Source organism: Pseudomonas sp. FG35 (genome assembly GCF_057809295.1).
Genome location: NZ_JBMDJR010000008.1, coordinates 99,287 through 111,317 on the forward strand (window position 1 = coordinate 99,287; position 12,031 = coordinate 111,317).

The window sequence follows — 12,031 nt, forward strand, 5'->3', positions numbered from 1 at the left end:
AGCATGGGAACGATCATTAACGGGTTATTCGTTATCTAGGCCCTTGCGCCGATACGGGAAAACATCAATCACTTTCCCCGCCCGAATCGCCTCCTGTAATCCCTTCCAGTAATCAGCGTTGTACAACTCGCCATGCAACTGATCGAACAATTTGCGCTGCGCCGAATCGGCAAACAGGAACGGCGGAAACTCCTCGGGGAACACATCCAGCGGACCGATCGAGTACCAAGGCTCGGAGGCCATTTCGTCCTCCGGCGTGCGCGGTGCCGGGATGTGGCGGAAGTTGGCTTCGGTGAGGAAACAGATCTCGTCGTAGTCGTAGAACACCACCCGGCCATGGCGGGTGACGCCGAAGTTCTTCAGCAGCATGTCGCCGGGGAAGATGTTGGCCGCCGCCAGTTGCTTGATCGCCAGCCCGTAATCCTCCAGCGCTTCGCGCACCTGGGCTTCGTTGGCGTTATCCAGATACAGGTTGAGCGGGGTCATCCGGCGCTCGGTCCAGCAGTGGCGGATCAGCACGGTTTCGCCTTCCAGCGACACCGTGGACGGCGCGACTTCCAGCAGTTCCGCCAGGCAGGCTGGCTCGAATTTGCTCAACGGAAAACGGAAGTCGGCGAATTCCTGGGTATCGGCCATACGTCCGACCCGGTCGACGCTTTTTACCAGTCGATACTTCTCGATCACCGTGGCGCGGTCGACGTTTTTCGACGGCGAGAACCGGTCCTTGATGATCTTGAATACGGTGTTGAAACCCGGCAGCGTGAACACGCTCATGACCATGCCGCGCACGCCCGGGGCCATGATGAACTGGTCGTCGGTGCTGGCCAGATGGTTGATCAGCGCGCGATAGAACTCGGATTTGCCGTGCTTGTAGAAGCCGATCGAGGTGTACAGCTCGGCAATGTGCTTGCCCGGCAGGATGCGCTTGAGGAAGCCGATAAACTCCGCCGGCACCGGCACATCCACCATGAAATACGAACGGGTGAAGGAGAAGATGATCGACACCTCCGCTTCGTCGGTGATCAACGCGTCGATCTGAATCCCCCGCCCTTCGCGGTGCAGCAATGGAATCACCAGCGGCCATTGATCGTCGTTGGTGTAGATGCGCCCGACCAGGTATGCGCCCTTGTTACGGTAGAGCACCGAGGAAAACAGCTCGACACTCAACTCCGGATCCTTGCACACCCAGTCCGGCAGGTTCTCGCGCAGTTGCGCTTCCAGGCGTTGCAAGTCGCCGGGCAAATCGGCGTAGGCCTCGCTGAAGCGATAATCGGCAAAGATGCTCGCGAGCATGCTCGAGATCTGTCCATGGGGCTTGTAGGTGCGGGTCTGTGCGGCCCGCGCTCGGCGCAGGCTCGGGCGCGTGGTGTGGATGAACATGCAGCCGTCGCTGATCAGGTCGTGGCTGAACAGGCTGCAGAAAATCGAGTTGTACCAGGTCTCGGACAGTTCATCGTCGAAGCGCAGGTCGATGATGCTGATGTAGGCACTTTTCACCAGCGGCCAGCAGGTGACATCCATCAAGGTGTCCGGCTCGAAATACTCGCGCAGGCGGGCGACGGTTTCACCGACCTTTTCTTCGTAGAGGTTGATCCGGGCCGCCGACGCGGTTTGCGTGTCCTGCCAGCGGGCCTGCTCGAAGCGCTCCCGGGCGCCGTCGGTGATCCGCCGGAAATGCTCGCGGTAATCGTCAAACCCATCGAGGATCAGGCGGGCGATGTCGGTGGCTGGCCATTGCTGCGGCATAGATGAGACCTCTGCGGGAATTGGAGAATCTGTGCTCGAAGGCCTGAGCTTAGCCACGGAAGCGGCTGCAGGAGAAGCGCAATTTCGGCCAAATCCTCTTGCGGGTTGTACAACGACACAGTTTTTTATCAAAGTTTTTTTAATCGACCGTTCGGTCAATAAACATCCCCTCAGGTGCTCCCCAGCGCCGGGCGCCAGCCCGTGATTTCTCTGGGTTTCGGATCCAATTCAACGGCGACATCTCTAGCTTGCACTTTTGCCCGGCTTGTTCATTCCTGTCCATTCCATCTGCCAATAGCCAATGACTGGTCTTACCAAGATAGTGGCACTTTGATATACAGCCCGCCATCACCCGCCTCACAACAAGATCCTCGGCTCACGAGGACGACCTCTCCCCAAATGCCCAAGGAGCACATTGATGACTATCCGGAATCTGCGCATCGGTTTGCGCGCCAGTTTGTGTTTTGCCGTTCTGGCCAGTCTGCTGGTGGTGGTCGGCCTGTTCGGTCTGGGCCAGATGAAAACCCTGCGCGAGAGCGCGGCGGTGATCGAGGAAGCATGGATGCCCAGCATCGAAAGCATCCATGACACAGCGGCGAACATCGCCAGCATCCGTCTCGAATCCCTGCGCCTGATCACCAGCACCCAGGCTGCCGTGCGCGAACGCAGCAAAGGCCTTCTCACGGTGCAACGCCAGGAGTTGCTCAAGCGCCTCGACGATCACAAAGCCCTGATCGCCAACGATCAGGAACAGGCGATGCTGGAAGGACTGAGCGCGGACACCGCCAAGTACCTGAGCATCCTTGACCAGATCATCAAACAGATCGACGCCGGACAAAACGATCAGGCCTACGCGCGCCTGACCAATGAACTGGCGCCCCAGGGCACGGTGCTCGACAAAACGCTGGAGCAAATGATCACGCTCAACCAACAAGGCGCGGATACCGCCGCCAAGTCCGCGGCGGCGATGTACCAGCAGGCGCTGTGGATCGTCGCGATGATCATCGTCATTGCGCTGATTGCCACGTTGCTGCTGGCCTGGTTGCTGACCCGCAGCATCACCGCGCCGATCAATCAGGCGCTGAACGTGGCACGACGGATTGCTTCGGGAGACCTCAGCGGTCGCATCGACAGCAACGGCAAGGATGAAGCGGCGCAGTTGCTGATCGCTCTGGCCGAGATGCAGAGCAATCTGCGCTCGACCATTCGCGGCATCAGCGAGTCGGCCCAGCAACTGGCCTCCGCCGCCGAGGAAATGAGTTCGGTGATGGAACAGAGCACCCGCGGCCTGCAACAGCAGAATGACCAGATCGAACAGGCTGCCACGGCGGTCACCGAGATGAGCACGGCGGTCGATGAGGTGGCCGCCAATGCGGTGTCCAGTGCCGAAGCCTCCGAAGCCTCGAACGAGGACAGCAAGCACGGGCATGTGCAGGTCAGCGAGACCATCAGTTCGATTCAGGAATTGGTCAGCGCAGTGCTGGGTGCGTCCGAACAGGCCGAGGGCCTGGCGACTCAGGCCCAGGACATCAGCAAGGTACTGGAGGTGATTCGCGGCATCGCCGGGCAGACCAACCTGCTGGCACTCAACGCCGCCATTGAAGCGGCGCGGGCCGGCGAGGCCGGACGAGGGTTTGCGGTGGTCGCCGATGAAGTCCGCTCGCTGGCCCAGCGCACGCAGAACTCCACCGAAGAAATCGAGCTGATGATCAGCAGCATTCAGCAAGGCACCAGCGCCACCGTCGGCGCTTTGCAATCCAGCGCCGAGCAGGCCAGCCACACCCTGCGCCGGGCCAACAGCGCCGGCCAGGCCCTGGAGAAAATCACCGCGTCGATCTCGCAGATCAACCAGCGCAACCTGATGATCGCCAGAGCCGCCGAGCAGCAGGCGCTGGTGGCGCGGGAAGTCGATCAGAATCTGGTGACCATCCGCGACCTGTCGACCCAGACCGCTGCCGGCGCCACCCAGACGTCTGCCGCCAGCCAGGAACTGTCGCGACTGGCCGTAGACCTCAACGGGCTGGTGACGCGCTTCGTGATCTGATCAGAAAATTAAATGCCCGATTAACGGTTGCCATCGCCGGGGCCCTCGGCAACACTCTCGTCCCGATCAAGGAAGGAGTGGCCCGTGAGCCCTGTCGATATATTCCGCATGTTGTCGCTGGCCGCCATCTGGGGCGCGAGCTTCCTGTTCATGCGCATCATCGCTCCGGCGATCGGTACGATTCCGACCGGTTTCTTCCGCGTTTCGATTGCCGCTGTCGGCCTGCTGGTGATCCTCGGGCTGATGCGCATCAGCTGGGATTTCAAAGGCAAGCTCAAGACCGTGATGCTGCTGGGCGTGATCAACTCCGGCGTGCCGGCGACGCTGTACTCCGTCGCCGCCCAGGTGCTGCCCGCCGGTTATTCGGCGATCTTCAATGCCACCACACCATTGATGGGTGTGTTGATCGGCGGTTTGTTTTTCAGTGAAAAACTCACGCTGGCCAAACTCGCCGGGGTGTTCCTCGGTCTGCTCGGGGTGGGCGTGCTGACTCGCGCCGGCCCGGTCGCCTTCGATCTGCAGCTGCTGATGGGTGCGGTTGCCTGTCTGCTCGCAACCACCTGCTACGGCTTCGCCGGGTTCCTCGCCCGACGCTGGCTGGATCAGGCCGGCGGGCTCGACAGCCGTCTGTCGGCGCTGGGCAGCATGCTCGGAGCAACCCTGTTTCTGTTGCCGCTGTTCGGTTACAGCGTCATCACTGCGCCGCCGGTGAGCTGGGGCGGCTGGAGTGTCTGGTTGTCGCTGCTGGGCCTAGGGCTGGGCTGCACCGCGTTTGCCTACATCATTTACTTCCGCCTGCTGAGCTCCATCGGGCCGGTGAAGTCGATGACCGTGACCTTTATGATTCCGCCGTTCGGCGTGTTGTGGGGGGCGCTGTTTCTCGATGAGCCGCTGTCGATGGCCCACGTGTATGGCGGGGTGTTGATCGCCATTGCGCTGTGGCTGGTGTTGAAACCGGCGGCGGTGAAACCGGCAGAAATCGCCACTCGCTGATTTGCAGATGCACGAAGGCCCGGGAGTTTCCTCCCGGGCCTTTTCATGCGCGGCGGTTACGCCGATTTACGGAACACGAACACCAGACCGACGATGATCAACAGCATCCCCAGCACGCTCAACGCCGCCAGGCGATTGCCGAAGATCAGGTAGTCCATCACCGCCGTCACGGCCGGCACCAGATAGAACAGACTGGTGACATTTACCAGATTGCCCCGCGCGATCAGTCGATACAGCAGCAACGTCGCCAGCACGGAAACCACCAGCCCCATCCACAACACCGGCACGATGAAACCGGCGCTGTGCTCGAAGTTAAACGGCTGGAACGGCACGAAAATCCCGCACAGCAGCAGACCGGCCAGATACTGCACCGGCAGCGTGCCGAGGGGATTGTCGGTGATGCGTTTCTGCATGATCGAGCCGAAGGTCATGCTCGCCAGCGCCAGCAGCCCGAACAGCATCCCCGCCAGCGACATCCCGGCCAGACCGATGCCCTGGTAAACCACCATGATCAGACCGGCCAATCCCAACGCCAGACCAAACATCCGGCTCGCCGAGCGCTGCCGCTCCATGATCACCACCGTGAGGATCGGCTGCACGCCCATGATGGTCGCCATCACTCCGGGCGTGACTTTCAGATCCAGCGCCAGCAGATAGAAGATCTGATAAGCCCCCAACAGCACCACGCCGGTGGCCATCGCATACAGCATCGGCTTGCCGCCCTTGGGCAGTTTCAGCTTGAGCAACGGCACCAGCAGCACCAGCCCGCACAGGGCAATGACAAAACGGATCAGCAAAAAGGCAAAGGGCGAAGCGTGGGCCAGCCCCCACTTGGAGAAGATCGCCCCGCTGCTCCACAGTAGAACGAACAGGCTCGTGGACGCCGCCGCGAGCGCGGACTTTTTCGAAAGGACAAACATGAATACCACCTGTAGTCAGGCAAATAGCCAACTCAGCCGAAGCTGAAATTCAGTAGGTTTTTTTTCAGGCGGGCACAGGGGTCAGCAGGAAACGCTGATCAGCCCGAAACACCAACGCCCGGCGGTGATACGACTGCGCACACCGGCGTGCTACTGACAGGTGGAGGGTAATGACTGATCTGCACAGGCTGCTGATTCCCGCACGGCACGACGCCAGCGTTGACCGCTGAATCGACTACCGCGTTGATGAGGGATGCAGGCATCTGGGCTGATCTTTTTTGAAGGGTTGAAAGGTGAGTCGTGGGACTCACGAGCGCCGACTATAACCAGCCCGCGACATGGATTGCAATGAATTGGACAAAGGGCCAGTAGCGACAGGCAGGAGGCAGGCGCATAGGCTCGTTTGCAATTGCAACGACCATTGATGGGGGACATGGAATGCGCGAGATCATATGCCAAGGGAACGTAATCATCTGCGGTATCAGTTGTACAAATCGCAAGCCAGGAAGTACGCGGGCATCACCTTCGCAAAGCTGCAGGAAGACCTGAAGCAAAAAGGGATCGTAGATGTCGATCACTCCAGAGTTCGTTTCGAAGCTATCGACGCTTTGGCACTGAATGCCTATGAACAATGGCTGAACCCTTATTTCTCCTGGCAGGAAGTTGTCAGGTGGAAGGCCAGAGAACCACTGGGATTCGATTTAGCAATCTGGTTTGATCATGAGCTATGCGGACTTTGCTTTGCGAATCCGAACCAGAGCCGATTGAGAGTAAAAATCGTGCGCCTGGAAGGAAAGCCGGGAAACGATCACCCGCTCAAGAGCCGAATCGCAACATTTGCATTGACCGCCGTGACGCACTTCGCGCGAATCGTAGGCAGCAAGCAAATCGAAATTCAGGAGCCTGTTCCCGGAGTAATACCGCTTTATCGGCAACTGGGGTTTGAGTTGGACTCGGAAGGTCGTCTTGTGAAGCCCATTGACTAAGTCTAGTATCGGATCACTGTTCATTAAATGATCAACGCCGGAGACGCCATGAAAGCTGTTGCTGAGAACAAAGCGCCAGGCGCCAAATTGACCAGGGCCAAAGGAAAGCGCTCTGCTGGAGAATTATCTGAAAAGGAGTTACTCCGAATCAGAGAGGCATTGGCTAATCCAGCAGCGGAGGAGCCGGGAGGTGTTCTCGCCGGCGCATCCTTTACCTTCCCCGCATAAAAAACCGCTCAAAAGAGCGGTTTTTTATGCTTTTAAATCCAGCCTCAACCAAATAGCCAATACCCCAGCAACGTCAACACCACCACCGCCAGCACCGGCCGCATTACGCGGTAGGCCTTCGGATTGCGGCGTTTCCACTGTTTGACCGCACCACTGAACTTGTCGCTGAAGTTCTTGCTCCACGCATAAGCCTGGTTGATCCCGCCAACACGTTCGTCGTCGAGGTTCTGCGGTGCCGTGGCACGGCCCAGCCAGGCGCTGATGAAGCGGTTGATGCGGGTCATCAGGCGGTTGCTCAACGGCCGCTCGATGTCGCAGAACAAGATGACGCGGGTCTTGTCAGTCTCGTTCTTCACCCAGTGCACGTAAGTTTCGTCGAACATGACGTCTTCACCGTCGCGCCAGGCGTAGACCTGACCGTCGACGAAAATCCGGCAGTCGTCGGAGTTCGGCGTCGAAAGGCCCAGGTGATAACGTAGGGAACCGGCGAACGGATCGCGGTGCGGGTTCAAATGACTGCCACCCGGCAACAGCGCGAACATCGCGCCTTTGACGTTGGGAATGGCACTGACCAACGCCACGGTTTTCGGGCACAGAGTTTCGGCCGAAGGCAGCGGTTTGTCGTACCACTTGAGGTAGAAACGCTTCCAGCCTTTCTTGAAGAACGAGCCGAAACCGGCGTCGTTGTTTTTCTCGGCGGCGCGAATATAACCCTCGTCGAACAGGTGCATGGCTTCGTCACGAATGGTTTCCCAGTTATCGCGCAGAACGTCCAGTTCCGGAAACTTGCTGCGATCCAGATACGGCTTGGACGGCACGCCCGAGAACAGGTACATCAAGGCGTTATACGGGGCGAACAGCGCCGAGTGGTTGACGAACTGCCGCAGCACCGGCAAACGCGCCTTGCCGCGCAAATGCACGTAGAGGATGCTGCCCACAAACAGCAGCAACACCGACACCTTGGCGGCTAACGAAAAGGTCATCAACAACTCCTTGAAATAAGACAACGCCACGCCATGTCATTTGCCCGAGATGGCGGCCGGCCATGATAAACACTACCGGCTCCGGGAAAAACCCGCCCGACTCAAGATTCAGTGTTAAGAATTGCGCAACAAAGCACTTATTAACATAACGATCCTGAACCCTGGCTGACCTGAATCAACACGCCACTTACTGCTGGTTCTCCTGATCGGTGAACAGATCACTGAACAGCATGCTCGACAGATAACGCTCACCGGAGTCGGGCAGCACCACCACAATGGTCTTGCCCTGCATTTCCGGCGTCTCCGCCAGACGCACCGCCACCGACATGGCCGCACCGCAGGAAATACCGCACAGGATCCCTTCCTCCTGCATCAGGCGCAGGGCCATGGCTTTGGACTCGTCATCCGTCACCAACTCGACCCGGTCAACCATCGACAGATCAAGGTTCTTCGGCACGAACCCGGCACCGATGCCCTGAATCTTGTGCGGGCTCGGCTTGATTTCTTGACCTGCCAGCGCCTGGGTAATCACCGGCGAAGACACCGGTTCCACCGCCACCGACAGAATCGGTTTGCCTGCCGTATTCTTGATATACCGCGACACGCCGGTGATGGTTCCGCCGGTCCCGACGCCCGCCACCAGCACATCGATGGCGCCATCGGTGTCATTCCAGATTTCCGGGCCGGTGGTCTTTTCATGAATGGCTGGGTTGGCCGGATTATCGAACTGGGCCGGCATGAAGTATTTGCCCGCGTCACTGGCTACGATTTCGTTGGCCTTTTCGATAGCGCCTTTCATGCCTTTGGCTGGTTCGGTCAGCACCAGCTCGGCACCCAGCGCCTTGAGCACCTTGCGCCGCTCGATGCTCATCGAGGCCGGCATGGTCAGCAGCAATTTGTAACCGCGAGCGGCCGCCACGAAGGCCAGACCGATGCCGGTGTTGCCGGAGGTCGGCTCGACGATGGTCATGCCCGGCTTGAGTTTGCCGCTGCTTTCGGCGTCCCAGATCATGTTGGCGCCAATCCGGCACTTGACCGAGTAGCCCGGGTTGCGACCCTCGATCTTGGCCAGAATGGTCACGCCACGGGGCGCAATGCGGTTGATCTGCACCAGCGGCGTGTTGCCGATGGAATGGGCGTTGTCAGCAAAAATACGGCTCATGGCTGGGTCCTTGTGCAGCGTTGAATTCAGCTCTCCAAGGTAAGCCTGTTGCCTTTTTCAGTCCAGTTCGGTCGAACGTCTGCGGCAGGCGGCAGTCAACCGCCTTATACCGTTCGGGATCTATTGCCATGAAGCGTCGCTACCGCTGGCCATTGTGGACTATTGCCACTGCCGTTGTTCTGCTGATCGCCCTGCACATCGCCCTGCCCTATCTGGTGCGCGACTATCTGAATGACAAACTGGCCAACATGGGCGATTACCGCGGCCAGATCACCGACGTGGACCTGGCGCTCTGGCGCGGGGCCTACAAGATCAATGGCCTGAAAATCGTCAAGGCCGACGGGAAGGTGCCGGTGCCATTCGTCGATGCGCCGGTTATCGACCTGTCTGTCAGTTGGCACTCGCTTTGGTACGACCATGCTGTCGTGGCACAGGTGAAATTCTTGAAACCTCAGGTAAACTTCGTCGATGGTGGTGCCAACAAGCAGAACTCCCAGACCGGTCAGGGCACCGACTGGCGTGAGCAACTGGGCAAACTGTTGCCTATCACGCTCGACGAAGTGCAGATCAGCGATGGGCGGATCAGCTTTCGCAACTTCAACTCCAAACCACCGGTAAACATGAATGCAACCAACGTCGACGCCAGCATTTATAACCTGACCAACGTGGTCGACAAGGAGGGCAAACGCGACGCTCGCTTCGAAGGCAAGGCTCTGCTGCTGGGGCATGCCCCGCTGGAAACCACAGCCACCTTCGACCCCTTGAGCAATTTCGAAGACTTCGAATTTCGCCTGCGGGCCCGCGACATTGAACTCAAGCGCATGAACGACTTCGCCTCGGCCTACGGCAAATTCGACTTCAACGCCGGCCGCGGCGACGTGGTCATCGAAGCCGCCGCCAACAAGGGCCAGCTCAAGGGCTACATCAAACCGCTGCTGCGCGACGTCGACGTCTTCAACTGGCACCAGGATGTCGAGAACAAGAACAAGGGGATCTTCCGCTCGATCTGGGAAGCGCTGGTCGGGGGCACCGAAACCGTGCTGAAAAACCAGGGCAAAAACCAGTTTGCCACCCGGGTCGAACTCAGCGGCAGCATGCACCAGCAAGATATCAACGCGTTCGAAGCGTTTTTGCAGATTTTGCGCAATGGGTTCATCCAGGCCTTCAATGCCCGGTATGAACGGCCGAAGCCGGATGCGGGCTAAGTTTTTCGGTTGACGATGTAGTGCCCGGTATCCTCTGCCGCGATCAGTGCAGGCTTCTCCTGCAACGAATCCCAACCCAGACAGGCCAGGGCCAATGATCGCGGCACCGCTTCCCGACCATTACTGTAGCGACTGATGCTGCGGGCGCTGACACCCAACGCTTCGGCCGCCTCATTCAACGGTAGACCGGTGCGAGCGCGCCAATCCATGAAAATCCGTGTGTTTTCGTCGGGCGCATTTTGCGCGAGCGCGTCCCGGTACAAGGTATCGGCACCAATCTGGATATCCGGCTCCAGCCACTCCACGCTCCAGCCGTCGTCACCCAACTCAGCGCTTGCGAACACTTCAGCGTCCAGTAGCGGAGCGAGCCCAGGATAGGTTTGCAGATCGCGGCTCAAATCCAGGTTCAGCCGTTGGCCATCAATAAAGGTCAGCGACAGGCAAGCATCGCCAGCAGCCTGCACTGCGGCCAATCGTGGCCGCTTCATGGGTAACATCGTTTCCAGTCCTCCAGCAATTGCGTCTGATGGGCCGAAACCCACGCCAACGCTTCCTTGATGATCAGTGGCGGTGCCTTGCCCATCATGACCTCGACGGTTTCCAGGCTAAGCATCACATCCATTCCACCACCGGTCAGGTGAACATGGGGTGGCGGGTGATCCTTCTCGCGCAACTGAATGCGGTATTTTTCGCGAAATCGGTATTTGGTAGTCATGCCCGAAGGCTATCGCCAAATCGGCGATACCTGAAATACTGGCCTCGTGCCGAAACTGAGTCAACATGTGACGCCCCATTCAGAGACTGAATAAGCCGTCTGCGTTCACAGTCGACCGGGCCGCGCGTTATAGTCGGGCATCCGATTATTTCGCCCCCGCCCTGCCCGTTCAGGTCGGCGTTACCGTTCGAGGATTAGCAGATGAAGTTCGAAGGCACCCAGGCCTACGTCGCCACCGATGACCTGAAGCTGGCGGTCAACGCCGCCATCACTCTGGAGCGGCCGCTGCTGGTCAAGGGCGAACCGGGCACCGGCAAGACCATGCTCGCCGAGCAACTGGCCGAATCGTTCGGCGCCAAGCTGATCACCTGGCACATCAAGTCCACCACCAAGGCCCATCAAGGCCTGTACGAGTACGATGCGGTCAGCCGTCTGCGCGACTCGCAACTGGGCAATGAAAAAGTCCACGACGTGCGCAACTACCTGAAGAAGGGCAAGCTCTGGGAAGCGTTCGAGTCCGAAGAGCGGGTCATTCTGCTGATCGACGAAATCGACAAGGCCGACATCGAGTTTCCCAACGACCTGCTGCAAGAACTCGACAAGATGGAGTTCTACGTTTACGAGATCGACGAGACCATCAAGGCCAAAAAGCGTCCGATCATCATCATTACTTCCAACAACGAGAAAGAGCTGCCGGACGCCTTCCTGCGCCGCTGCTTCTTCCACTACATCGCCTTCCCCGACCGCACCACCCTGCAGAAGATCGTCGATGTTCACTACCCGGACATCAAGAAAGACCTGGTCAGCGAAGCGCTGGACGTGTTCTTCGACGTGCGCAAGGTGCCGGGCCTGAAGAAGAAGCCTTCGACCTCCGAACTGGTGGACTGGCTGAAACTGCTGATGGCCGACAACATCGGCGAAGCAGTGCTGCGCGAACGCGATCCGACCAAAGCCATCCCGCCGCTGGCCGGTGCACTGGTGAAGAACGAACAGGACGTGCAACTGCTTGAGCGCCTGGCGTTCATGAGCCGTCGCGGCACCCGCTAAGA

At 59.0% G+C, this 12,031-nt stretch carries 11 protein-coding genes; 5 read left to right on the forward strand and 6 right to left on the reverse strand.

Annotated elements, in window-relative coordinates; all coding sequences use genetic code 11:
- Positions 1-24: 24 nt before the first annotated feature.
- On the reverse strand, positions 25-1,746 hold the full coding sequence (aceK, locus tag ACODTD_RS17135) for a bifunctional isocitrate dehydrogenase kinase/phosphatase (protein ID WP_221615191.1): 1,722 nt from the start codon (positions 1,744-1,746) through the stop codon (positions 25-27).
- A 418-nt stretch (positions 1,747-2,164) separates the two neighbouring features.
- Here aceK and ACODTD_RS17140 point away from each other — a divergent pair, with 418 nt between their 5' ends.
- Positions 2,165-3,790, forward strand: a complete 1,626-nt coding sequence (locus tag ACODTD_RS17140; RefSeq protein ID WP_489105043.1) for a methyl-accepting chemotaxis protein — start codon at positions 2,165-2,167, stop codon at positions 3,788-3,790.
- An 84-nt stretch (positions 3,791-3,874) separates the two neighbouring features.
- Positions 3,875-4,783 (forward strand): DMT family transporter, encoded by a 909-nt coding sequence (locus tag ACODTD_RS17145; protein ID WP_011332947.1) that lies wholly within the window; start codon positions 3,875-3,877, stop codon positions 4,781-4,783.
- A gap of 56 nt (positions 4,784-4,839) precedes the next feature.
- Here the strand turns inward: ACODTD_RS17145 and ACODTD_RS17150 are convergent, their stop codons facing one another.
- Positions 4,840-5,703 (reverse strand): DMT family transporter, encoded by an 864-nt coding sequence (locus ACODTD_RS17150; protein ID WP_201819554.1) that lies wholly within the window; start codon positions 5,701-5,703, stop codon positions 4,840-4,842.
- Between the two features lie 452 nt (positions 5,704-6,155).
- Between ACODTD_RS17150 and ACODTD_RS17155 the strand changes: the two genes are divergently transcribed.
- Complete coding sequence (locus tag ACODTD_RS17155; RefSeq protein WP_489105044.1) at positions 6,156-6,689, forward strand: hypothetical protein; 534 nt, start codon at positions 6,156-6,158, stop codon at positions 6,687-6,689.
- Positions 6,690-6,961: 272 nt separating this feature from the next.
- Here ACODTD_RS17155 and ACODTD_RS17160 read toward each other — a convergent pair whose 3' ends face one another.
- Both ACODTD_RS17160 and cysK read right to left on the reverse strand, forming a co-directional pair.
- On the reverse strand, positions 6,962-7,900 hold the full coding sequence (locus tag ACODTD_RS17160) for an aspartyl/asparaginyl beta-hydroxylase domain-containing protein (protein WP_197871680.1): 939 nt from the start codon (positions 7,898-7,900) through the stop codon (positions 6,962-6,964).
- A gap of 187 nt (positions 7,901-8,087) precedes the next feature.
- Entirely contained in the window at positions 8,088-9,062 is a 975-nt protein-coding gene (gene cysK / locus ACODTD_RS17165; RefSeq protein WP_011332943.1) for a cysteine synthase A, read from the reverse strand.
- 128 nt (positions 9,063-9,190) lie between these two features.
- Between cysK and ACODTD_RS17170 the strand changes: the two genes are divergently transcribed.
- Positions 9,191-10,267, forward strand: coding sequence for a DUF748 domain-containing protein (locus ACODTD_RS17170; RefSeq protein ID WP_489105045.1), 1,077 nt, complete (start codon positions 9,191-9,193; stop codon positions 10,265-10,267).
- On the opposite strand, the gene ACODTD_RS17175 is transcribed toward ACODTD_RS17170, so the two are convergent.
- The gene (locus tag ACODTD_RS17175) at positions 10,264-10,764 is read right to left on the reverse strand and encodes a helix-turn-helix domain-containing protein (RefSeq protein WP_041475170.1); all 501 of its coding nucleotides are present in this window, start codon (positions 10,762-10,764) and stop codon (positions 10,264-10,266) included. The two genes, ACODTD_RS17170 and ACODTD_RS17175, sit on opposite strands and share 4 nt — an antisense overlap.
- Positions 10,752-10,982: a DUF4160 domain-containing protein gene (locus ACODTD_RS17180; RefSeq protein ID WP_201819556.1), complete on the reverse strand. Its 231-nt coding sequence runs from the start codon at positions 10,980-10,982 to the stop codon at positions 10,752-10,754. Before ACODTD_RS17180 ends, ACODTD_RS17175 begins: the two co-directional genes overlap by 13 nt.
- A gap of 201 nt (positions 10,983-11,183) precedes the next feature.
- Between ACODTD_RS17180 and ACODTD_RS17185 the strand changes: the two genes are divergently transcribed.
- A complete protein-coding gene (locus ACODTD_RS17185) occupies positions 11,184-12,029 on the forward strand; it encodes an AAA family ATPase (RefSeq protein ID WP_007911294.1) in 846 nt (281 codons plus the stop codon).
- The last annotated feature ends 2 nt before the right edge of the window (positions 12,030-12,031 follow it).

Coding starts and splice junctions, on each gene's coding strand:
- aceK (WP_221615191.1), bottom strand. CDS start 1,746: ATGCCGCAGCAATGGCCAGCCACCGACATCGCCCGCCTGATCCTCGAT.
- ACODTD_RS17140 (WP_489105043.1), top strand. CDS start 2,165: ATGACTATCCGGAATCTGCGCATCGGTTTGCGCGCCAGTTTGTGTTTT.
- ACODTD_RS17150 (WP_201819554.1), bottom strand. CDS start 5,703: ATGTTTGTCCTTTCGAAAAAGTCCGCGCTCGCGGCGGCGTCCACGAGC.
- ACODTD_RS17155 (WP_489105044.1), top strand. CDS start 6,156: ATGCCAAGGGAACGTAATCATCTGCGGTATCAGTTGTACAAATCGCAA.
- ACODTD_RS17160 (WP_197871680.1), bottom strand. CDS start 7,900: ATGACCTTTTCGTTAGCCGCCAAGGTGTCGGTGTTGCTGCTGTTTGTG.
- cysK (WP_011332943.1), bottom strand. CDS start 9,062: ATGAGCCGTATTTTTGCTGACAACGCCCATTCCATCGGCAACACGCCG.
- ACODTD_RS17170 (WP_489105045.1), top strand. CDS start 9,191: ATGAAGCGTCGCTACCGCTGGCCATTGTGGACTATTGCCACTGCCGTT.
- ACODTD_RS17175 (WP_041475170.1), bottom strand. CDS start 10,764: ATGTTACCCATGAAGCGGCCACGATTGGCCGCAGTGCAGGCTGCTGGC.
- ACODTD_RS17180 (WP_201819556.1), bottom strand. CDS start 10,982: ATGACTACCAAATACCGATTTCGCGAAAAATACCGCATTCAGTTGCGC.
- ACODTD_RS17185 (WP_007911294.1), top strand. CDS start 11,184: ATGAAGTTCGAAGGCACCCAGGCCTACGTCGCCACCGATGACCTGAAG.